Annotated in this window: 21 protein-coding genes; 6 read left to right on the forward strand and 15 right to left on the reverse strand. The window is 71.7% G+C overall.

Annotated features, from left to right (window positions below):
• Positions 1-143: 143 nt before the first annotated feature.
• Positions 144-743 carry a TetR/AcrR family transcriptional regulator gene (locus tag QI554_RS39350; RefSeq protein WP_281469856.1) on the reverse strand — a complete coding sequence of 200 codons (600 nt, stop codon included), beginning with the start codon at positions 741-743 and terminating at the stop codon, positions 144-146.
• A gap of 258 nt (positions 744-1001) precedes the next feature.
• Here QI554_RS39350 and QI554_RS39355 point away from each other — a divergent pair, with 258 nt between their 5' ends.
• A complete protein-coding gene (locus QI554_RS39355; RefSeq protein ID WP_281469858.1) occupies positions 1002-1589 on the forward strand; it encodes a TIGR03086 family metal-binding protein in 588 nt (195 codons plus the stop codon).
• Positions 1590-1596: 7 nt separating this feature from the next.
• On the opposite strand, the gene QI554_RS39360 is transcribed toward QI554_RS39355, so the two are convergent.
• The 6 genes from QI554_RS39360 to QI554_RS39385 are packed head-to-tail and all read right to left on the reverse strand — an operon-like array spanning position 1597 to position 6750.
• Entirely contained in the window at positions 1597-1989 is a 393-nt protein-coding gene (locus tag QI554_RS39360) for a hypothetical protein (RefSeq protein ID WP_281469860.1), read from the reverse strand.
• Complete coding sequence (locus QI554_RS39365) at positions 1982-2851, reverse strand: heavy metal-binding domain-containing protein (RefSeq protein WP_281469862.1); 870 nt, start codon at positions 2849-2851, stop codon at positions 1982-1984. The genes QI554_RS39360 and QI554_RS39365 overlap by 8 nt, the downstream gene beginning before the upstream one ends.
• A 1-nt stretch (position 2852) precedes the next feature.
• Positions 2853-3725, reverse strand: a complete 873-nt coding sequence (locus QI554_RS39370) for a heavy metal-binding domain-containing protein (protein ID WP_281469864.1) — start codon at positions 3723-3725, stop codon at positions 2853-2855.
• A complete protein-coding gene (locus tag QI554_RS39375; protein ID WP_281469865.1) occupies positions 3726-5117 on the reverse strand; it encodes a vWA domain-containing protein in 1392 nt (463 codons plus the stop codon).
• A gap of 1 nt (position 5118) precedes the next feature.
• Positions 5119-5994, reverse strand: coding sequence for an AAA family ATPase (locus tag QI554_RS39380; protein WP_281469868.1), 876 nt, complete (start codon positions 5992-5994; stop codon positions 5119-5121).
• A 51-nt stretch (positions 5995-6045) separates the two neighbouring features.
• A complete protein-coding gene (locus tag QI554_RS39385; protein ID WP_281469869.1) occupies positions 6046-6750 on the reverse strand; it encodes a nucleotidyltransferase domain-containing protein in 705 nt (234 codons plus the stop codon).
• A gap of 299 nt (positions 6751-7049) precedes the next feature.
• Between QI554_RS39385 and QI554_RS39390 the strand changes: the two genes are divergently transcribed.
• Entirely contained in the window at positions 7050-8252 is a 1203-nt protein-coding gene (locus QI554_RS39390; RefSeq protein ID WP_281469872.1) for an alpha/beta hydrolase, read from the forward strand.
• A gap of 55 nt (positions 8253-8307) precedes the next feature.
• On the opposite strand, the gene QI554_RS39395 is transcribed toward QI554_RS39390, so the two are convergent.
• Together QI554_RS39395 and QI554_RS39400 are read right to left on the reverse strand one after the other, a co-directional pair.
• Positions 8308-8430: a hypothetical protein gene (locus tag QI554_RS39395; RefSeq protein ID WP_281469874.1), complete on the reverse strand. Its 123-nt coding sequence runs from the start codon at positions 8428-8430 to the stop codon at positions 8308-8310.
• Positions 8431-8485: 55 nt separating this feature from the next.
• Entirely contained in the window at positions 8486-9067 is a 582-nt protein-coding gene (locus tag QI554_RS39400) for a helix-turn-helix domain-containing protein (protein ID WP_281469876.1), read from the reverse strand.
• Positions 9068-9129: 62 nt separating this feature from the next.
• On the opposite strand from QI554_RS39400, the gene QI554_RS39405 reads away from it, so the two are divergent.
• On the forward strand, positions 9130-9735 hold the full coding sequence (locus QI554_RS39405) for an LURP-one-related family protein (RefSeq protein ID WP_281469878.1): 606 nt from the start codon (positions 9130-9132) through the stop codon (positions 9733-9735).
• Between the two features lie 59 nt (positions 9736-9794).
• Here the strand turns inward: QI554_RS39405 and QI554_RS39410 are convergent, their stop codons facing one another.
• Complete coding sequence (locus QI554_RS39410) at positions 9795-11312, reverse strand: APC family permease (protein ID WP_281469897.1); 1518 nt, start codon at positions 11310-11312, stop codon at positions 9795-9797.
• Positions 11313-11428: 116 nt separating this feature from the next.
• The gene (gene pucD, locus QI554_RS39415) at positions 11429-13750 is read right to left on the reverse strand and encodes a xanthine dehydrogenase subunit D (protein WP_425527969.1); all 2322 of its coding nucleotides are present in this window, start codon (positions 13748-13750) and stop codon (positions 11429-11431) included.
• Positions 13751-13899: 149 nt separating this feature from the next.
• Between pucD and QI554_RS39420 the strand changes: the two genes are divergently transcribed.
• Entirely contained in the window at positions 13900-14835 is a 936-nt protein-coding gene (locus QI554_RS39420) for an alpha/beta hydrolase (protein ID WP_281469880.1), read from the forward strand.
• Positions 14836-14867: 32 nt separating this feature from the next.
• Here QI554_RS39420 and QI554_RS39425 read toward each other — a convergent pair whose 3' ends face one another.
• Both QI554_RS39425 and QI554_RS39430 read right to left on the reverse strand, forming a co-directional pair.
• Positions 14868-15986 (reverse strand): PP2C family protein-serine/threonine phosphatase, encoded by a 1119-nt coding sequence (locus tag QI554_RS39425; protein WP_281469882.1) that lies wholly within the window; start codon positions 15984-15986, stop codon positions 14868-14870.
• A 66-nt stretch (positions 15987-16052) separates the two neighbouring features.
• Positions 16053-16994: a DUF7064 domain-containing protein gene (locus tag QI554_RS39430; RefSeq protein ID WP_281469884.1), complete on the reverse strand. Its 942-nt coding sequence runs from the start codon at positions 16992-16994 to the stop codon at positions 16053-16055.
• A gap of 90 nt (positions 16995-17084) precedes the next feature.
• On the opposite strand from QI554_RS39430, the gene QI554_RS39435 reads away from it, so the two are divergent.
• The gene (locus tag QI554_RS39435) at positions 17085-17795 is read left to right on the forward strand and encodes a M50 family metallopeptidase (protein ID WP_281469885.1); all 711 of its coding nucleotides are present in this window, start codon (positions 17085-17087) and stop codon (positions 17793-17795) included.
• Between the two features lie 92 nt (positions 17796-17887).
• Here the strand turns inward: QI554_RS39435 and QI554_RS39440 are convergent, their stop codons facing one another.
• Positions 17888-18325, reverse strand: coding sequence for an SRPBCC family protein (locus QI554_RS39440; protein WP_281469886.1), 438 nt, complete (start codon positions 18323-18325; stop codon positions 17888-17890).
• A 120-nt stretch (positions 18326-18445) separates the two neighbouring features.
• Positions 18446-19573 (reverse strand): LLM class flavin-dependent oxidoreductase, encoded by a 1128-nt coding sequence (locus QI554_RS39445; protein WP_281469887.1) that lies wholly within the window; start codon positions 19571-19573, stop codon positions 18446-18448.
• A gap of 93 nt (positions 19574-19666) precedes the next feature.
• Between QI554_RS39445 and QI554_RS39450 the strand changes: the two genes are divergently transcribed.
• Positions 19667-20575: an IclR family transcriptional regulator gene (locus tag QI554_RS39450; RefSeq protein WP_281469888.1), complete on the forward strand. Its 909-nt coding sequence runs from the start codon at positions 19667-19669 to the stop codon at positions 20573-20575.
• The last annotated feature ends 219 nt before the right edge of the window (positions 20576-20794 follow it).

Here is a 20794-nt window from a genome sequence, read left to right on the forward strand (position 1 = left end):
CCCGGTGGTGGGTGCGGTGAAATCCGGCTGGCGGGCAGCCGGGTGATGTCGGAACGGCGCGGTTCAACCGCGCGTCCCGCGATCCGATTCCCGGATCGGGCCGGGCGGGCGCGGACGGGACGGGGTCCGCGGGCCCGGGACGGTCAGCTGTTGCGCAGCGCGGGCAGGATGACGGTGTCGACGACGGAGATCAGGAAGTCCTCGTCCACGGGATGGCCTTCGCAGACCGGACGGTGGATGACCTGCTGGACGAGGATCGGCCCGCAGTGTTCGGTGGCCGCGGGCCGGTGGGCCAGTTCGCCGCGGTCGATGGCACGGCGGACGAGGTCCTCGAAGGCCTCGCGCTCGGGCCTGATGAGCTGTTCGCGCATCGCGTCGCCGAGTTCGGGGTTCTTCATGACGGCGTGCCCCATGGCGGTGAGCAGTTCGCCGTCCGGCTGCGCGAACCGCGCGAGCGAGCGGGCGATGGCGTGCAGGTCGCCGACCAGGCTTCCGGTGTCGACCGTCAGGGAGACGGGCTTGGCCCGGTGCATGGCGGCGATCACGAGGTTGGTCTTGTTCTGCCACTGCCGGTAGAGGGTGGCCTTGCTGGACTTGGCGCGGGCGGCGACCGCGTCCATCGTGAGGGCCTCGTAGCCGACCTCGCGGAGGATGTCGACGACCGCGTCCAGCACCTCGGCGGTGCGTTCGGACGTCAGCCTGCTGCGGCGCTCGCTGTCGGCCTTGACCTGCTCGGGTGACACCCGGCCCCTCCCTTCGGCACACCGGTGTACGGACGCATGGAGACTAGCGGAGCACAAAACCGGGAACGAAACGGTTTCGTACCGATAGCCATGAGCATACACCCATCGAAACGAAACCGTTTCGTACTTTCGAGGGTGACCGCCGCCACATGCGGCACCGGGGCCGGACCGGGCGGCCCAAGATCGCGTGGCGGCCCGGGACCGCGCCTAGGCTGAAGGCTCCGAGCACGTCCCCGACTTCGACCGAGGAGTTCCCGCATGGGTTCAGCCGACGGCTTCGTCCTGCTCGCCGACGCACACGCCTACCTCCGCGCCGCCGTCCGCGGCGTCCCCGCCGACGCGTGGGGCAGCGCCACCCCGTGCGACGAGTGGACGGTGCGCCAGGTCCTCAACCACGCCCGGCTGGACCAGCAGGCACTGCTGATACAGATCGCGCAGATCGGCCCGATGTCCGACCCGTTCGAGCCCGAGGACGCGGTCGCCGCCGACCCGTACGCGGAACTGGACGGCATCCTCACCGCCGCCATGGCCGCGTGGGAGGCCGTCCGCGACCAGGAGGTCGTGCAGACCCCCATGGGCCCGATGCCGCCCACCGCCGCCACCGCGGCCGCCGCGCTGGACGCCGGGCTGCACGCGTGGGACATCGCCCGCGGGACCGGCCAGGACCTCCCGCTCTCCGACGAACTCGCGGACGGCCTCGGCGACATCGCCAACCATCTGATCCCGTTCGTGCGCGACTCGTTCGGCAAGTACGCCGCCGAGGTCCCCACCGACGCCGCCGGTCCGGCCGCCGCACTGCTGGCGTTCTCCGGCCGCGACCCGCTCTGGAGCCCGAAGGCCTCCTGAACAGCGGTCAGTTCAGGAAGCGTTCGACGGCCTCGCGGGCCCGGGCGTTCGAGGCCGCGGCAGCGGCCAGCGCCCGGGCCAGCACGTCGATCCACTCGTCCAGGCCCACCTGGCGCCGCGAGAGCACGACGCCGCGGACCTCGTGGCAGACCTCCCCGACGACCCGGCCGTGCTCCACCCGCAGCGCGAGCCGCTGCTCGCCGAGCGCGACGTCCAGTTCGGCGACCGAGCCCTCGCGGCCGGCCAGCCGCTCCGCCAGCGAACGCCTGCGCGTGACCGTCACGGCACCGGGCGGCAGCGAGTCGGCGAGGTTCGCCGACAACACTGTGGCGTAGAGGTTCAGGTCCGCGCTGTCCCGGCGCAACGCCGCGGCCAGCAGCTCCACCTCGAAGTCAGGCATCGAGGCTCAGCACCATGGTCGGCCGGTCGATGACGTGGTCGTCGCGGAGCGGGCGCACCGCGGTCCCGATCGCGAAGAACTCGGTGGTGTGCGACCCCCACGTGTGCGAGTGCTGCCGCAGCTGCACCGCCACGATCCCCTCGGCCTCCAGGGCGCTCGCCTCGGCTTGCATGCGGGTCATCGCCAACTCGCGTGCGTCGTAGAGGGCTTGGGTGAACTGCTCGATCTCGACGTTGCGTCCCGCCGTGTTGAGCACCTGGCCGAGGCGCTGGTGCGCGACGTGGTAGACGCACGACCCCATGACCATGTCCAGCGGCGCGTACCCGGCACGGATCAGGGTCCAGAAGTCCTGGCCGGACAGGTCCGAGGTGAAGGGCCTGCCCTTGTTGTTGAGCCACGTGCCGCCGGCTCCCGGGTCGGCGCCGTCCGCCTTCACCGCGGTGCCGACCGCGATGAACTCGGCGATGTCGGAGCCGAACTCCTTGAACTGGATGTCCAGCCGCACGCCGACGACGCCGTCCGCGCCCAAGGCGCTCGCCTCGGCCTCCATGCGGCTCATCGCCAGCTCGCGCGCGTGGTACATCGCCTGCGAAAGCTTCGTCAGCTCCTGGTTCTTCGACCACCGGCCGAGCTGGATGCCGACGTGGTAGACCGAGGAGCCGAGCACCAGGCCGAGCGGCCGGAACCCGGCCTCGCGCACCAGCAGGAACTCGTTCACCGTCAGGTCCGACGTGAACAGCGAGCCCTTCTCCCCCGGCCGCAGCTGCGCAAGCCGCCGCATGGCGTCCTCGGGGACGCCCTCCATGGCCGGCTGCGCGCTTTCCCCCGTCCCGGCCGGTTCCCACCCTGCTCGCTCGGTCATGTCAGCGCTCGCGCTCCAGTCTCATGATGGTCAGTGTTCCAGGCCCGGCCGCCCGTTCGGAGCGGCGGAACCCGGCGATCGAGGTGCCGACGAAGACCGCCTCCACGACGACGTCGCGCGAACCTTCTGCCGCGGGGCACTCGTTCTCGCGCACATTCAGGTCGATCTCGTCCAGCACCACCCCGTCGCCGCCGTGCTTCCCGGCGTCGAGGGCCAGTTGCCGCCGCGCGTCGCGACGGGCGCTGTTCATCAGCCAGGTGTAGCCGTCGATCTCCTGGTTCTCGAGCCGCCAGGTGTTCCGGCCGAACCTGCGCCAGTCGTCGTGCCGGGTCGCGATGGCGATGCCGAGGACGAGTCCGGTGGGGACCCATCCGCTGTGCACGAGCTTGGCGAAGTCCTGGCCGCTCAGGTGCGAGGTGAACGGTCTGCGCGGCCGGACGCGCGAGTGCGCCCGGACCGCGGTGCCCAGCGCGGTGAACTCCACGCCCCCGGCCGGGAACCGACCGATCCGCAGCTTCACCCCGACGATCCCGTCGCCGCCGAGCTCGCGGCACTCCGCGACCGCGCGGGCCAGCGCCAGCCTGCGCGCCTCGTACAGCGTCGCGACCATCGGCCCGAACGACGGCGCCGACCACGAGGATCGGACGCTCGTCACGCCGGGCGCCGACCACGGTCCCGGGCAGCTCCAGGCGCCCGTGTACCCGATGTGGAAGACGGCCGTGCCGAGCACCTGCCCGACCGGCTCGAACCCGGCGCCCTTGATCGCCACGAACTCCTCGGCCGACAACGCCGAGTCCCAGGTGCCGGCGCCCCGGGGTCCCGCCGAACCGCCGGCGGCGTCCCCCGGCCCGCCTATCCCGCCCCCCGCTTGCACCTACGCCAACTCCTCGACGAACGCGGCCAGTTGGGCAAGATTACGGCACTCCACCATTGGGACCACCCGGTCGTAGGTCGACGCCGCCGAGTCTCCGGTGTCCCAGTCGCGCCGCGGCTCGGGGTTGAGCCAGTGCGCGCGGCGCGCCGCCTCGACCAGCTTCGCGAGCGTCGGGAGCGCGAGCTGCCCGTAGTTGGAGCGGGCGTCGCCGAGGATCAGCAGCGCCGTCTTCGGGCCCACGACGTCCGGGTACTTCTCCGCGAACAGGTCGAACGCGCGCCCGTAGTTGGTGCGCCCGGTCACCCACACGATGTCCGCCTCGGACGTCATGCGCTTCATCGCGTCGCCGACGTCCACGCCCGGCGCGAAGAACCCGGTCACCTCGTCGAGGTTGTCGACGAACGCGAACACCCGCACCTTGGTGAACTGTTCACGCAGCGCGTAGGCGAGCAGCAGCGTGAAGTGCGCGAACGACGCCACCGAGTCGCTCACGTCGCACAGCACGACCAGCTCGGGCTTGTGCGGCCGGCGCGGCCGGTGGAACGTGCGCACCGGCACGCCGCCGGTCGACAGCGACGCGCGCACGGTGCGCCGGAAGTCGAGCCGCCCGCGCCGCCCGGCCTTGTGCTTGACCGCGAGCCGGGTCGCCAGGCGGCGGGCCAACGGGTGGACGGCGCGCCGCAGTTCGGCCAGGTCGTTGCGGGTCGCGCGGAGGATGTCGAGGTGCTCCAGGGGCGGCCGCACCGCGACCTTCGCGACCCGTTCGGCGCCGGCGTCCTCGGCGAGCCGACGGCGCACCTCGGCGGTGATCATCTGCTGCAGCACCGCGAGCCGGTCCTCGAGCGCGCGCCGCGCGGTGCGCTCCGCGAGCCCGCCGCGGTCCTGTCCGGCGAGCACTTCGCGCAGCAGCCCGGCCATCAGGGTGCGGGCGTCGAGCGCGGAGCCGACCGCGTACGCCGACCAGGTCTGCCGCGGCGCCGACGCCGGCGAGCGCCCGTACGCGGCCACCGCCTCGCGCACCAGCTGCCGCATGCCCGCTTCGTCGCCGTCGAGCAGCAGGTCGAACAATCGCTCGCGCATCGCCTCGGCGACCGGGTCGGGGGTGAGCGGGCCCGTCCGCAGCGGCCGCTCCGCCCGTTCACCCGCCGGCGGGGTGGCGACACCGTCCCCGACGGCCGCCGGGAACCACAGGTCGAACAGCGTGTCGAAGGTCCCGCGGTGCGTCGGCCGCTTCACCAGCGTCGTCGCGTAGGCGGCCCGCAGCGCCTCGCGGTCCACCAGGTCGAGGACGGTCAGCGCGCGCGCCGCGTCCAGGCCCTCCGCGAGCGAGACCGGGAGCCCGGCGCCGCGCAGCGCCTCCAGGAACCCGACGTGCCGTTCGAGGAGTGCCATGTCAGCCCAACTCTGCGGTGGGCAGCCCGAGTTCCTTGGCGGCGCGGTTCTGGTCGGAGACGTGCTTGAGGACGACGCCGAGGGTGCGCGCGATGGCCTCCTCGTCCAGCGCGTCCGCCTCCAGCGCGAGCAGCGTGCGCGCCCAGTCCAGCGTCTCGGCGATCGACGGCGACTTCTTCAGGTCCAGCGCGCGCAGCGTCGCCACGGTCCGCACCAGCTGCTCGGCGAGCGCGTCGGTGATGCCCGGCACCTGGGCGAGCACGATGTCGCGCTCCCGCTCGGGCGTCGGGTAGTCGAGGTAGAGGTACAGGCAGCGGCGCTTGAGCGCCTCGGACAGCTCGCGCGTCGCGTTCGAGGTGAGCACGACGAACGGACGGCGCGCCGCGGTGACGGTGCCCAGCTCGGGGATGGTGACCTGGAAGTCCGACAGCACCTCCAGGAGCAGGCCCTCGACCTCGACGTCGGTCTTGTCGGTCTCGTCGATCAGCAGCACCGTCGGCTCGGTGCGCCGGATCGCGGTCAGCAGCGGCCGGGCGAGCAGGAACTCGTCGCTGAAGATGTCGTCGTGGGTCGCGTTCCAGTCCTGGCCCTCGGGGGTGGCCTGGATGCGCAGCAGCTGCTTGCGGTAGTTCCACTCGTACAGCGCGCGGCCCTCGTCGAGGCCCTCGTAGCACTGCAGGCGCACCAGGTCGGCGCCGGTGGCCGCGGCGACCGCCTTGGCGAGCTCGGTCTTGCCGACCCCGGCCGGGCCCTCGACGAGCAGCGGCTTGCCGAGGGCGTCGGCGAGGAAGACGGTGGTCGCGATGTGCGCGTCGGCCAGGTAGTCGCCGGCCGCGAGCCGGGCGCGCGCGTCCTCGGGCGAGGTGAACAAGGACACGGCGGCTCCCTCGGCTCAGCTTGACGTGGTCAAGATGCTACCGAGCCGTAGTCAGCGCATCGAGGCCAGGCGCAGCTCGACGACCACGCGTTCGACGCGCGCGTGGTCGGGGTGCTCGGGCAGCACCGAGTCCACCGTCTCGAGCGCGGCGAACTCGCTCTCGAACAGTGCCGCGAACGCTTCCGGGTCGGACGCGGCCAGCTCGCCGGCCGCGAACAGCTCCTCGCGCTGCGCGGACATGTCGATCGCCAGGTGACCGGTCGCGAGCAGGCCGCGCGCCTGGCGCAGCAGCCGCAGGCAGTGCCGGCCGTGCTTGGCGGTGCGCTTGGCCAGGTCGGACGAGAAGCCGCGCTGCCCCGCCCCGTGCCGGGACAGCAGCTTGCGGGACTGCTGCAGGGCGTAGCCGCCGTACGCGCCGCGCACCGCCGCCGTCGACAGGAACGCCTCCCGGACCTCGCGCAGCGCGCGGCCGCCCTCGGTCTCCACGACGTAGCCGTCGAGCCACAGCAGTTCGCTGACCGTCGGATTGCCCTTCAGGGCGAGGGTCGTGAACTTGTACAGCTCGTGCACGGTGACGTCGGGGTCGGTGGTGACGCGCGAACCGGTCAGCACCGAGGGCCCGCGCAGCCCGAGCACGTCGGCGGGCGGCGCGAGGTAGACGCCGAGCCGGTCCTCGTCGGAGCCCTCGCCGGCCAGCCCGTACGCGGTCGAGCCGACCACACCTAGCAGCAGCGTCGCTCCGGTGTCCTGAGTCACGACCGTAGGCCTTTCGCGTGGTGAGGCGGCGCCGACGCTCCCGGGTCCCCGGGTTCGGCTTCCGGTCCGGGTGGGGTCGGGTCCGGACATGAGTATCGGGGAGGGCTGCGGCCCGAAGACAGTGGATTTCCCCGACGACAAAGCCGCCTTGCCTACGCCCAAATGGTGAGAGGAGGCCACGACCCTCGGCCGATGACCGCGATCCGGTTCCGGCCGAGGATGGAGCGAGCCTCACACAACGGGGATGAGGGGGACGGTGGTGCAGGCCGGTCCCTTCGCTTGATCGGAAGGGAAGGTCGATGGGCTACGGGCTGGCCGCTCGACCGGCATGGGACATGGACATCACAAGCTGGTGGTTCGTACTGGGCATGGCGCTGGCGACGGTGGGGGCCGCCGTCGCGACCGTGCTGACCTGGCACCGCAGGCGGCTCAAGAGGACCCGCCGGGTCACCGCGCTGATCGTGACGCAGCTGATGGTCACGCTGACGATCCTGGCCGCGGTCAACAGCCAGATGTACTTCTACAGCACGGTCTCGGACGTCCTGTCGATCGCCGACGGGCCGCCGGGGCCCAAGCTGCACGTGCCGCACGTCGACGGCCCGGACCGGCTGCGCGCCGACGCGGCGACACCCGGGCCGGGGGTCCCCGGCTGGCTCTCGGCGCACAAGAGGCTCGACACCCGGCACGGCGTCCTGGTGTCGACGACGGTGACCGGCGCGAGGTCCCGGCACTCGCTGCCGGCGCACGTGTACCTGCCCGCCGCGTACTTCGACCCGGCGCGGGCGGACGAGCGGTTCCCGGTGATCCAGTTGCAGTCCGGCTACCCGGGCACGCCGAGCACGTGGGTGCGGCGCATGCGGATAGAGCGGATCCTCGCCGGGCTGATGGGCTCGGGCCGGGTGCCTCCGGTCATCGCGGTGCTGCCGGAGCAGAACCCGGTGCAGGGGCGGGACAGCGAGTGCGTGGACGCGGTGGACGGCGCGCGCGCCGCGACCTACCTCGGGGAGGACGTGCCGGACGCGGTCGCGGCGAACTTCCGGACCGCGGAACGCCCCGCGCGCTGGGGCATCATGGGCTACTCGACGGGCGGCTTCTGCGCCGCGAACCTCGCCATCCGCTACCCGGACCGGTTCGGCGCGGCCGCGAGCCTGTCGGGCTACTACAAGGCGATCACCGACATGACGACGGGCGACCTGTACAAGGGCGACGAGCAGGCGCGCAAGGACAACAGCCCGATCGTGACGATCGACCGGCCGCGTGAACGGCCGCTGCGGATGTACCTGTTCGCGGCGCGCGGCGAGGGGCACGCGGTGCGGGACATGCAGAAGTTCGCGCTGAAGTTCCGGGCGCCGAACGAGGTGACGACGGTGGTCGCGCAGTCGGGCGGGCACAACTTCCACACCTGGTCGGCCGGCATCCCGGCGGCGCTGGAGTGGCTGGGGGCGCGCGTCGGGGAGCCGCCGCGGGACGTCGTGCAGGCCCGTACGTCGCCGTCGCGCTGAGGACCGCGCGCACGGTGGGATCAGTCCGTGCGCGCGGTCGGTTCGGGGGTGCCGGTCAGCGGTTGGCGGCCGCGACGATCATCAGGGTGCCGAAGATCACCGCGAAGCCGAGCACGTAGATCGACAGCCGGATCCACATGCCGTTCTCGCGGCTCTTCTCGTTTTCGGGCAGCGCCATGGGACACGCGTCCTTTCGGTCGGAGCGCAGGAGGGGGTGCGGCGGGGTCGGTGGGTCAGTGCGTGGCGGGGGGCAGGCAGGCGGTGAGTCCGACCATCGCGGGCGCCGCGTGCACCATGAGGAACTCGACGGGCGTGTGCTCGTCGGCGGACTCCATGACGTGCGGCATCGCCGAGTCGAAGTGCGCGACGTCGCCGGGCGCCAGCATCCGGACGGTGTCGCCGAGGGTCAGCCGCAGCTGGCCGGCCGTGACGTACAGCCACTCCTCCCCGGGGTGGACGCGCGCCGGGCCCCGCGCGCGTCCGGGTGGGACGCGGACGCGCAGCGCCTGCATGCCGCGCCGCGGGCTGCCGGCCCGCCAGTACGTCCAGCCGTGCGCCTGGAAGGGCTCGGCCTGCTTGGCGCGGACGACCGGCTCGTCGCCGGCCGCGCTCTCGCCGAGCAGGACGGAGACCGCGGTGGCGTAGACGCGGGCCAGGGTCAGGAGGGCGGGCAGCGACGGCTGGCGCTGCGCGTTCTCGAGCCGGGACAGGTACGGGACGGACAGGCCGCTCGCGTCCGCGGCCTCGTCGAGCGTCAGCCCCAGCGCGAGTCGGGCCGACTTCAGGCGTTTGCCGAGGCCGGGGGATTCGGGCATAGCATCACGCTAGCCAGCCGCACCACACGTGGCAATTTTCTTGCCTTGGAGGCAAAACCCTCATGGACATAGCCCTGCTTCAGGGACAGTCGCAGCTGATCATCCGGCAGAACTTCCGGCTGATCGTCAACCAGTACGTGGTGCACCTGGTGAACCCCGACGGCTCGCACGGCGCGGTCGTCGGATACGCGCAGCAGAAGCGCGGCAAGCTCAAGGAAGAGGTCGTCCTCTACACGGACGAGAGCAAGCAGTTCGAGCTGGCCCGCTTCAAGGCCCGGCAGGTGCTGGACGTGCGCGCACAGCACGACGTCACCGCCGTGGACGGCACGCCGCTCGGGGTGTTCTCGAAGAACTTCAAGAAGTCGCTGATCCGTTCGACGTGGCACCTGGAGCGGCCGGGCGCCGAGCGGGCGACCGGGCAGGAGCGCAGCCTGTTCGGCGCGATCCTGCGGCGGCTGTGGGGGTTCATCCCGGTGGTGGGCGACTTCCTGCCGGCGCCGACCTACCACTTCGACTTCGTCGGCGACGACACCAAGGCTCCGGTGCTGCACGTCGAGCGGCAGATGAAGCTGCGCGACCAGTACTTCGTGACGTTCACCGACCCGACGATGGACCGCCGCTTCGGGATCTGCGTGGCGGTGGCGATGGACGCCATCCAGAACCGCTGACGGCACGCCGCGCGGGCCCCGGGTATCCGGGCCCGCGCTCCGGCGTCCGGGGCGGGAGGTCAGCCCTCGTCGGGCACCAGCACGGGCGTGTCGACCTTGAGGACCTCACCGCGGAAGAAGCGCGGGTTGCGGCCCCGGATGACCTCCATGACCACGACACCGATGACCAGGACGCCGACGCCGATGACGAACACGCTGCCGACGCCGAGCACCGAGCTGCCGCTGCCGTAGCCCGGGCTCCACGCGTCCACGAGTGTCTTGACGAAGATCGCGCCGAGCATGAGTCCGCCGGCCAGCGGCATGAGGCCCTTGATGAGGAAGTCCCGGGGGTCGCGCAGCAGGTCGTGGCGGAAGTAGCGGACGCTGGAGAACGCGGTCAGCGCGTAGTAGAAGCAGATCATGAGGCCGAGCGCGGCGATGGTGTCCTGCAGCACCGACGTGCTGACCAGCGTCATCACGGTGTAGAAAACGCCGGTGACGACGCCCGCGACGATCGTCGCGTAGCCCGGGGTCCGGTACTTCGGGTGCACGCGGGCGAACGCGGGTGGCAGCGCCTCGTAGGTGGCCATCGCGAGCGCGGTGCGGGCGACCGGGATGAAGGTGGTCTGCAGGCTCGCGACCGAGCTGGCCAGCACCGCGACGTAGAGCATCGTGCCGAGCCCGGAGCCCATGACCGGGTCGGCGAGCTTGGCGAAGATGTTCTCGTTGTCGGTGTTGAGGCCGAGCCCGGTGTCGCCGACGCCCGCGACCATGAGCGTGGCGATGCCGGTCAGCAGGTACGCGGTCACGACGACCAGCAGCGTGAGCATCGCGGCCCGGCCCGGCACGTTGCGGCCGCCCGCGGTCTCCTCGTTCATGGTCAGGGCGGTGTCCCAGCCCCAGTACATGAAGATCGACAGTGACAGGCCGGCGGTGAGCGCCGCGAAGTTGTCGATGCCGAACGGGTTGAGCCAGCCGGCCGAGAAGGACAGCGACGTGTCGAAGTCACCGGCCTGCGCCTTGGTGACCGCCATGACGATGAACAGCGCGAGCACCGACAACTGGAGGATGACGAGGAAGTACTGCACGCGCTTGGTGACCGTCATGCCGCGGTAGCTGATCGCCGTCGCGGCGGCGATGAAGACCATGGTGGTCGGGATGTGGATCGCCTTGTTGTGGTCCCACGACGCGACCCAGTCGCTGCCGGCGAGCTTGCCGAGCGTCAGGTAGAAGAACGACGTGCCGATGCCGGCCAGGTTGGACAGCACGATGATGGTGGCCATCACCAGTCCCCACCCGGTCATCCAGCCGACCCGGGGGCCGAACGCCTTGACCGTCCAGGTGAACGACGTGCCCGCGTCGGGAACGACCTTGTTCAGCTCGCGGTACGCGAACGCGACCAGCAGCATCGGGATGAAGCCGATGAGGAAGACCGCCGGCAGGTGCAGGCCGACCTCGCGGACGGTCGGGCCGAGCGCGCCGGTGAGCGTGTAGACGGGGGCCACCGTCGAGATCGCGACCACCACGCTGCCGACCAGGCCGATCGCGTTGTGACTCAGGCCCTTGTCCCGGATATCGGGTTCGTCCCGATAGTGCAGATGATCGGAGCCGTGATGGTCATGCGTGTGCTGATTGGTCACAATCGACCAGAATAAGTCAGCATCGATGGAATTTTGACCGGCACGCCTGGGCTTCCCAGGACAAACCGGGACATCTACAGAAGGTCCTCCGGGCGGATCGGGATCCGGTCCACCGCCCGCCCCGTCGCCGCGCGGATCGCCGCGACCACCGCCGGCGTCGACGAGACCGTGGGCGCCTCGCCCACCCCGCGCACGCCGTACGGCGCGTTCGGGTCCGGCAGCTCGAGGATCTGCACCGGCATCGCGGGCGCGTCGGCGATCGTCGGGATCAGGTAGTCGGTGAACGAGCCGTTCACCACCAGCCCGTCGCGCACCACGATCTCCTCCGTCAACGCCAGGCCGATACCCTGGGCCCCGCCGCCCTGGATCTGCCCGACCACCGCCTGCGGGTTCATCGCCCGCCCGACGTCCTGCGCGGCGGCCAGCTCCACCACCTTCACGATCCCCAGCTCGGTGTCGACGTCGACCACCGCGCGGTGCGCACAGAACGTGTACTGCACGAACGCGTCGCCCTGCCCCGTCACCGGGTCGAGCACGGCGGTCTTCCGGTGCCGGTACTCGGCGGTGTGCTCCACCGGCGTGTCGCCCAGCACCCGCGCGAGGTCGTCGAGCACGCGGCCGTCCGCGCCGACGATCTTTCCGCCGGACAGCAGGCAGTCGCCCGACCGTCCGGCCCGGCGCAGCACCTCGTCCCGCACCAGGCGGCACGCGTCGCGCACCGCGCCGCCGCTGACGTACGTCTGCCGCGACGCCGACGTCGACCCGGCCGAGCCCACCCGCGTGTCCGCCGGATGCAGCACGACCCGGTCCACGCCCAGCTCGGTGCGGGTGATCTGCGACCACACGGTCACCCCGCCCTGCCCGACCTCGGCGGCCGCGGTGTGCACTGTGGCGACCGGCTCCCCCGCGACCACCTCCAGGCGCACCCGGGCGGTCGAGTAGTCGTCGAAGCCCTGCGAGAACGCCACGTTCTTCACGCCCACCGAGTAGCCCACGCCGCGCCGCACGCCCTCGCCGCGCGTCGAGTACGAGTAGCCGCCGGGCAGTTCGCGCTGGTCGGTGGGCTCCGCGGGAAGCGGCAGCGCGCGCACCATGCCGAGCAGCTCGGCGACCGGCGCGGGCGCGTCCAGCACCTGCCCGATCGCCGTCACCCCTCCCTGCGCGAGCGCGTTGCGCTGCCGGAACTCGACAGGGTGCAGCCCGAGTTCGGCGGCCACCCGGTCCATCTGGCTCTCGTACGCGAAGCACGCCTGCACCGCGCCGAAGCCGCGCATCGCGCCGCACGGCGGGTTGTTGGTCACCATGCCGATCGCCTCTAGCGCGACGTTCGGGACGTAGTACGGGCCGATGCCCAGGCCGGCCGCGTTGCCGACCACCGCAGAGGTGGTGGACGCGTAGGCGCCGCCGTCGAGGACGATGCGCGCCTTGACGTAGACGAGCTTCCCGTCGCGGTTCGCGCCGTGCTCGTAGTCGAGCGTCGCCGGGTGCCGGTGCACGTGCCCGAGGAACGACTCCTCGCGCCCGTAGATCATCTTCACCGGCTTGCCGGTGTGCAGTGCCAGCAGGCACACGTGCGCCTGGAGGGTGATGTCCTCGCGCGCGCCGAACGCGCCGCCGACCCCGCCGAGGGTCAGCCGGACCTTCTCCTCGGGCAGCCCCAGGACCGGGGCCAGCTGCGCACGGTCGATGTGCAAATACTGCGTCGCCACGTACAGGTCGACGCCGCCGTCCTCGGCGGGCACGGCGAGCGCCGCCTCGGGGCCGAGGGGCGCCTGGTCCTGCATGCCGATCACGTAGTGGCCGCGCACGACCACGTCGGCGCGCGCGGTGTCGGGGTCACCGCGCCGCACCGGCTGGCGGGCGACCACGTTGCCGGGGAAGTGCGGGTTGAGCGTCGGCGCGCCGGGTCCGAGCGCCTGTTCCTCGGTCACCACGGGGGTCAGCGGCTCGTAGGTGACCTTGATGCGCGCGGCGGCGCGGCGCGCGGTCTCCGGGTGGTCGGCGGCGACGACCGCGACCGGTTCGCCGTGGAAGCGCACCTCGCCCTCGGCGAGGACGGGGGTGTCGGCGGTCTCCAGGCCGTACAGGTTCTGCCCGGGGACGTCCTCGTGGGTCAGCACCGCGAACACGCCGGGCAGCGCCAGCGCTTCGCCGATGTCGACGGCGGTGATGCGGGCGCGCGGGTGCGGGCTGCGCAGTGTGGCGCCCCACAGCATGTCGTCGGCCCACAGGTCGGAGGCGTACGCGAAGGCACCCTTGACCTTGAGGATGCCGTCGGGGCGCGGCGGGGTGGTGCCGATGCCCCCGTCCGCAGGTCGGGCGGGCGTCTCGGTCGACGTGCCGGTGCCGGTTCCGACGCCTGTGCCGGTTCCGGTTCCGCTGGTCGGGTGGTCCACGCGTACCCCCTCGTCGGAGTCTCGTTCCCCGTCCACTCCCTCAAGGATCCCGCCGCGGGGCTTCACCTTGCAGGGGGCGCGCCGTACAGTGCCGCACGAATGACACCGAGTGCCACGATCGCGGTACCGCCGGACCCCGGGGAGAGACCATGTCGCTGCCGCCTATGGACGCCCAGCTCAGCGCGTTCCTCACGCTCGCGCCGCCGATGGCGTACGCCGGCGATCCCGTCGAGTTCCGCGCGGAGATGCGGCGCCGGCTCTCGGTGCGCCCGATGACGACGCCGCTGCCGCGCGTCGAGGACCGCACGATCCCCGGCCCCGACGGCGCCCCCGACCTTCCGGCGCGCGTCTACTGGCCGAGCGACGAGGTCGGCCTGCCCGTGCTCGTCTATTTCCACGGCGGCGGCTTCTGCATCGGCGACATCGAGTCGCACGACGGCGTGACCCGCAAGCTGGCCGAGCAGGTCGGCTGCGTCGTCGTGTCCGTGGAGTACCGGCTCGCACCCGAGCACCAGTTCCCGGCCGCGTACGAGGACTGCTACGCGGCCTACCTGTGGGTCCGCGAGAACGCCGCCGAGCTGGGCGGCGACCCTTCCCGTGTCGCGGTGGGCGGCGACAGCGCGGGCGCCTCGCTGTCCGCCGGCCTGTGCCTGATGGCCCGCGACCGAGGCACGGCGCAGCCGACCTTCCAGCTGCTGTGGTACCCGGCGACCGGCCTGGTCGGCACCGACTCGCAGAAGGCGAACCAGGCCGACCCGCTGCTGCCGCCGGACGCCATCGCGTGGTTCGAGGACATGTACTTCTCGCGGACGCCGCGGGAGCGGTTCGTCCCGTACGGCGCGGTCGCGCTGGCCGAAAACCACACCGGCCTCGCGCCCGCGCACGTCGTCGTCGCGGGGCACGACCCGCTGCACGACGAGGGCGTCGCGTACGCCGCGCAGCTGACCGCGGCCGGCGTGCCGACGACGCTCGACGACGCCCCCACGATGTGCCACGGGTTCGTCAGCTTCGCGGACTTCGTGCCGGGCTGCGCCGAGGCGGTCGAGGGGTCGTACGCGGCGCTGCGCGCGGCGTTCGCCCGCTGAGACCCGCCGGGACGCGGGTGGCCCGCGCCGGATCAGTCGGCGCGGGCCAGCGCGATCACGGCCACGTCGTCGGGCGTGCCGACGGCGTACTCCGCCAGGTCCTCGCGCACGAAGCCGGCGACGGCGCCGGGGTCGAGCACGTCGCACCCGCCGAAGTGCGCGGCCAGCCGGTCGGCGAGCGGATAGAACTCGCCGTCGGTGCCGCGCGCCTCGCTGACCCCGTCGGTGTGCGCGACCAGCACCTCGCCGGGCGCGAGCGGGTGCCGGGTGACCTCCGTCGGGGCGCCGCCCAGCGCGCCGAGTCCGAGCGGCACGCCGGGACGGGTGGGCAGTTTGGCCGCGCCGCCGTAGCGGACCAGGACCGGCGAGGGGTGGCCGCGGTCGGCGATCCGGACCTCGGGCGCGTCGGGCGGGAACTCCAGGAAGAGCGCGGTGACGAACAGCTCGGCGTCGCCCGCGTCGGCCGCCTCGCGCGCGAGGCGGCGCTCCATGCGGTCGGTGAGCTCGGCGAGGTCGGGGATCTCGTGGGCCGCGTCGCGGAAGCTGCCGAGCACGGTGCCGACGTGCTGGATGGCCGCCAGGCCCTTGCCGCGCACGTCGCCGACGAGCACGCGGACGCCGTACGGGGTCGCGCACAGGTCGTACAGGTCGCCGCCGACCTGCGCCCGCGTGTCCGCGGCCTGGTAGTAGCCGGCGGCGCGGACCGGGCCCAGCGCGGCCGGGATCGGGCGCAGCAGCATCAACTGCACGGCCTCGCCGACCGAGCGGGCCTGGACGAGCTGCCGCGCGTCGCGTTCGCGCTGCACGGACAGCTCGACGCTGATCACGCCGACGATGCCGGTGGCGACGTATATGCCGACGTGGTGGACCTCGGACAGGTGGTCGAAGCGCCAGGCGAACAGCAGCTGGAGCCCGACGGCGACGAGCGTGAGCGCGGCGACGAGCCGCGCCGGCCGGGTGATGGCGGCGAGCACGGGGACGGCGACGAGCACGAAGCCGGAGGCCCAGCTGCGCGGCAGCAGGATCTCGCACACCACGTCCAGCACGATGACGGCGTACGGCGCCCACCACACCCAGGCGGCGGTGTACGGGGAGTCGGGCCCGCGGCCGAGGCGTCCGGCAAGCGGCGCGGGTCTCGGCTTGGTGCTCACAGGTCCCACGATATCGGGACATGTCCGCGCCGCCAGCCGGCCTCCGCCGCCGGCCGGACCGCGTCGTCAGGCCTTCTCGCCGCGGAACTCCCGGCTGAAGCGCCGCATTTCGGCGGCCGAGAAGTTCTCGTGGTCCTCGCCGTAGGCGGTCACGCCGTCGAAGGTCCACTCCGCCAGGCAGTTGACGGTGAACAGGTTCGGGTTGAGGAAGAAGCCGAGCCGGTTCTCCATGCGCCCCTCGGCGTGCAGCTCGCGGCCGAGCTCGTCGACGCCCTCCAGGACGACACGTGTCGCCCAGCCGCTGACGTCGTCCCGTTCGACGACCTCGCGGCGGCCCTTGGCGAGCTTCGACCACACGCCGTCGCGCAGCACGTACCCGTGGATCGCCACGCATCCGGTGCCGAAGTCCATCGTGATGGCGTGGAAGGCGTCGTTCTCGGACGCGGTCGCGTAGCTGTAGCCTCCGCGCTTGGCCGGCGAGGTCATCAGGCCCTGGCCGAACTGCGAGCGCACGCCCCACGAGCGGTCGCGGAAGCCGTACGCGTCGACGGGGATCACCTCGCCGCGCAGCACGATCTCGCCGGTGTAGCGGCCGGGCTGGTCAACGTGCTTGTCGCCGAGGTAGTGGGGCGGCAGCACGCCGGTGAAGGTCAGGTCGACGGAGATCTCGTCGCCGCCGTCCGGGTCGGCGTACTTGACCTCGTACACCTTCTGCGGCTCCAGGCAGCGGTAGCTGATGCCGTTGGGCAGCTGGATGTCGCTGAGGGGCTGGTCGGGGAGCGGGAGGTGCCAGAAGTTCTTGGCGTACAGGCAGTCGTGCATGTGGCGGCCCGTGTCGTCCCAGAAGTAGGCCCCGCCGGCGGCGACTTTCTGGTTCGGCCTGAAGAAGGGGTACAGCTGGCCCGACAATTTGCGCTCGGGAACCGTGAACGTGAACCAGCACGTCTCCGTCCAGTACGGGTCGTCGCTGGTCGGCGGGTGGAACTCGTCGTCGGGGTGCGTCGTCATGACGCCTGAGTACTACGAATACTTGGCAAGGTCAATTATCACGGGTGTGCAGGATGCGCCCGGTGCGCGCGGCGGGAGGTCGGAGCGGGCGTGGAGACGGTGTCGCTGCAAGAACTGTGGGACCGGGTGACGGGAACCCAGCCCGATCCGCCGCGCTGGCTGATCCTCGCGACGGGCCTGGCGGCCGTGCTCGCGGTGCTCTACCGGCCGGTGTGGCGGCCGCTGCGCACCGTGGTGACGATCGCGCACGAGGGCGGGCACGCGCTTGCCGCGCTCGCGACGGGGCGCCGGCTGACCGGCATACGGCTGCACTCGGACACGTCCGGTGTGACCGTCTCGGTCGGCAAGCCGACCGGGCTCGGCATGGTGCTCACGGCGTTCGCGGGGTACGTCACCCCGTCGCTGCTCGGCGCGGGCGGCGCGGCGCTGCTCGCGAACGGGCACATCACGATGACGCTGTGGATCACGCTGCTGTGGCTCGCGCTGATGCTGACCATGATCCGCAACCTGTACGGCGCGTTCGCGCTCGTCCTCGTCGGCGGCGTGGTGTTCGCGGTGTCGTGGCTGGCCAAGCCGGACGTGCAGGCCGGATTCGCCTACCTGCTGGTGTGGTTCCTGCTCGCGGCCGGCATCCGGCCGGTCGTCGAGCTCCAGCAGATGCGCCGCCGGCGCCAGGCGCAGTGGTCGGACGCGGACCAGCTCGCGACGCTGACGCGCATCCCCGGCGCGGCGTGGGTGGGCCTGTTCGGCATCGTGTCCGCGGTCAGCGCGGGGACGGCGGCGGGGTGGCTCGTGGCGTGACGTCCGGGACGTCCGACGGCTGACGACTCGTAGCCGCCGGAAACGACCGAGGCCGGGCCCTGGGGCCCGGCCTCTTCCGTCTCCGGCACCGGTCAGGCGGTCTCGTCGAGCTTCACGAGCACGCCGTCGTAGATCTTCCGCAGCCCGGACGGCGCGAACAGCTTCTCGAAGAAGCCGCCGACGCCGCCCGCGCCCTGCCAGCGGGTGTTGACGTTGACGCGGCTGCGCCCGGGACCCGACGAGACGACCGTCCACGTGGTGACCATCGTGGAGTTGCGGTCGGTCTCGACGAGCGTGCGGTCGGCCGGCTGCGTGACGTCGAACAGGCACTCGCGCGAGCGCTTCTCGGTGGCCTGGAGGCGCCAGTAGACGACGGTTCCGGCCCCCTGGCCGCCCTCGCGGACCTCGTAGCCGGAGAAGTGCTCGGTCAACAGCTTCGGGCGGGTCGCGACGTAGTCGGACAGCGCCGCGAACACCGCGTCCGGCTCTCCCGCGACATCGCGCGACGCATCGGCGTTGACCTGCCCCATGACCACTCCTCGTACTCGGACAACTGATGGCCACCAAGCAAACCACCTCCGCGCCCGGGGCTCCGAATCCGCGACGGGTTGACGCGCGTCAGTGTCGGGCAGGTCTCGGCCGGACGCCCCTCAGGCCGGTGCGGACTGCGGCTTCGGGGTGTACTTGTCCAGTTCCGGGATGACTTCCTTGCCGAGGATCTCGATCGTTTTCAGGATGTCCTGGTGGTCCAGGAAGCCCCACTGGACGTAGCAGATGAGTTCGTCGACGCCGAGGTCCGCGTAGCGCTTCATCTTCTCTATGCAGGTCTCGACGTCGCCGATGACGATCATGTCGGCGGCGTCGAACGTCTCGACCGGGACCTCGCCCTCGAACAGCGGCTTGAGGAGCGGGAAGGTCCGGTCCCGCTCCTCGGGCGTCAGGTGCGGCAGCTCCCACTCGAGCGTGAACATCGCGAGGTTCTTGTACCACCAGGCGACCGAGTCCCAGACCTTCTGCGACACCTTTTTGGAACCGGTGGTGTGCACAAGCGTGTAGGCCGCGACCTTGTCGGTCGTCACGTCGGTCAGCGGCGTCGCGTTCGCGGCGGCGGCGCGGTACGCCGCGACCTGGGCGGCCATCACCTCGAGCGGCTGCATGATCGAGAACGACAGCATGCCCAGGCCGTTCGACCCGGCGACCTCGGCGGAGCCCTGCGACGTCGCGGCCATCCACACCGGCGGGTGCGGGTCCTGGAACGGCTTCGGGGTCACCATGCGGCGCGGGAACGTGAAGCGCTCGGACTGGTACTCGAAGTGCTCCTCGCGCCACATGCCGCAGACGATCTCAATGGCCTCGCGCCAGTCGTCGCGGGACGTGGCGATGTCGACGCCGAACGCGGTCTGCTCCATCGGCGTCGAGCGGCCCGTGCCCCACTCGACGCGCCCGTTGGACAGGATGTCGACGGTGGCGACCTTCTCCGCGATGCGCTGCGGGGGCGTGAAGCCGAACGGCGTCAGCGTGACGCCGAAGCCCATGCGGATCTGCTCGGTGATCCCGGCGAGGTGGCCGAGGAACACCTCGGAGGACGGCATGTGCGAGCGGCCCTCGCGGAAGTGGTGCTCGACGGCCCAGACGGTGTTGAAGCCCACGCGGTCGGCCAGCCTGATCTGCTCGACCGCCTCGCGGTAGGCGCGCTGCTCCTCGCGGCGCTGGCCGTACGGGTGTTCGCCGTGCCAGGGGCGCGGGACGTCGACTTCGTAGAGCACGTCCAGTTTCATCGGCGAACTCCTCGGGTTTTGATATTCTGAAAACCGATTTGAAATCTGATAGAAGTCTGACGAGAGCACCGGCACAGAGCAAGGGAGTCCGCCATGGTCCGCCCCGCACTCGCGGCCGGTCGCGCGATCGACATCCTCAACTTCTTCGCGGCGCACCCCGGCGGCACGTTCACGCTGTCGGAGCTGTCGGCGTCGCTCGGCATCAACCTCGCCTCGGCGCTCTCGGTGCTCCAGGCACTGGAGGACGCGGGCTACCTGGTCCGGCATCCGCGCCGCAAGACATACGAACTGGGGCCCGCGCTGGTCGCGTTGGGCGACGCGGCGCTGCGCAGCAACCGTGCGGTCGACCTGGCGCGCGGCGAAATGCGGCTGCTGGCGGAGGAGTTCAGCACCGAGGCGATCATCAGTGTGTCGGTCGGCGACGACCTGGTGATCCTGGCGGTCGAGGGGCGGCCGCAGTTGACGTCGGCGGACATCCGGGTCGGGCAGCGCATGCCGCTGGTCCCGCCGCTCGGGCAGGTCTTCTTCGCATGGTCGGCGCAGGAGGACGTCGACGCGTGGCTGGGCCGGCTGGACCGCCGCATGCAGGCCACCGCACGCGTCCACCTGCCGGTGACGCTGGCGGCCGTGCGCGAGCGCGGCTACTCGATCACCGTGGAGAGCCCCACGCGCACCGAGATCGGCGCGACGCTCGAGCGGCTGGCCGACCGGCCGCGCGAGGCGCCGCGGCTGCGCGAGCGGCTGGCCGAACTGGCGGCGGCGCTCGGCGAGGAGGACTACGAGCTGGTCGGCGTCGAGCCGGACGCGACGTACGACATCACCACCATCGTGGCCCCGGTCTTCGACGCCCACGGACAGGTCGCCCTCGCGTTGACGCTGAACGGGCTGCGGCAGGTGACGGGCCGCCAGGTCACCGCGCACGGCGACCGGTTGGCGGCGACGGCGCGCCTGGTGACGAAGCAGACCGGCGGGCGGACGCCGGATCCGCTGTACGACCTCTAGCCGTTCGCAGGCAGCCCTCACACACACCACACAGGGCCGATTTCCGGCCACGCGGCACGGCCGAACTCCGCCCCGCGACAACCAACGCGATGGAGGGTTTTCGCCTGCGAACCAACGGGGCGTTTACCAGAGATTTACGGTGCTGCAGTGTTGTTGTCACATGTGACATGTGCAATTGTTCTGCGCGTCCTGCTCCATCACCCGTGGGCCGCCGACCGC

Origin of the sequence: Yinghuangia seranimata, assembly GCF_029953285.1 — a bacterium.
Lineage (GTDB): Bacteria > Actinomycetota > Actinomycetes > Streptomycetales > Streptomycetaceae > Yinghuangia > Yinghuangia seranimata.

What these genes read in the sequence shown, in the direction of transcription:
- QI554_RS39355 (WP_281469858.1), top strand. Translation starts at nt 1,002, where the DNA reads ATGGGTTCAGCCGACGGCTTCGTCCTGCTCGCCGACGCACACGCCTAC.
- QI554_RS39360 (WP_281469860.1), bottom strand. Translation starts at nt 1,989, where the DNA reads ATGCCTGACTTCGAGGTGGAGCTGCTGGCCGCGGCGTTGCGCCGGGAC.
- QI554_RS39365 (WP_281469862.1), bottom strand. Translation starts at nt 2,851, where the DNA reads ATGACCGAGCGAGCAGGGTGGGAACCGGCCGGGACGGGGGAAAGCGCG.
- QI554_RS39375 (WP_281469865.1), bottom strand. Translation starts at nt 5,117, where the DNA reads ATGGCACTCCTCGAACGGCACGTCGGGTTCCTGGAGGCGCTGCGCGGC.
- QI554_RS39390 (WP_281469872.1), top strand. Translation starts at nt 7,050, where the DNA reads ATGGGCTACGGGCTGGCCGCTCGACCGGCATGGGACATGGACATCACA.
- QI554_RS39395 (WP_281469874.1), bottom strand. Translation starts at nt 8,430, where the DNA reads ATGGCGCTGCCCGAAAACGAGAAGAGCCGCGAGAACGGCATGTGGATC.
- QI554_RS39400 (WP_281469876.1), bottom strand. Translation starts at nt 9,067, where the DNA reads ATGCCCGAATCCCCCGGCCTCGGCAAACGCCTGAAGTCGGCCCGACTC.
- QI554_RS39405 (WP_281469878.1), top strand. Translation starts at nt 9,130, where the DNA reads ATGGACATAGCCCTGCTTCAGGGACAGTCGCAGCTGATCATCCGGCAG.
- QI554_RS39420 (WP_281469880.1), top strand. Translation starts at nt 13,900, where the DNA reads ATGTCGCTGCCGCCTATGGACGCCCAGCTCAGCGCGTTCCTCACGCTC.
- QI554_RS39430 (WP_281469884.1), bottom strand. Translation starts at nt 16,994, where the DNA reads ATGACGACGCACCCCGACGACGAGTTCCACCCGCCGACCAGCGACGAC.
- QI554_RS39440 (WP_281469886.1), bottom strand. Translation starts at nt 18,325, where the DNA reads ATGGGGCAGGTCAACGCCGATGCGTCGCGCGATGTCGCGGGAGAGCCG.
- QI554_RS39445 (WP_281469887.1), bottom strand. Translation starts at nt 19,573, where the DNA reads ATGAAACTGGACGTGCTCTACGAAGTCGACGTCCCGCGCCCCTGGCAC.
- QI554_RS39450 (WP_281469888.1), top strand. Translation starts at nt 19,667, where the DNA reads ATGGTCCGCCCCGCACTCGCGGCCGGTCGCGCGATCGACATCCTCAAC.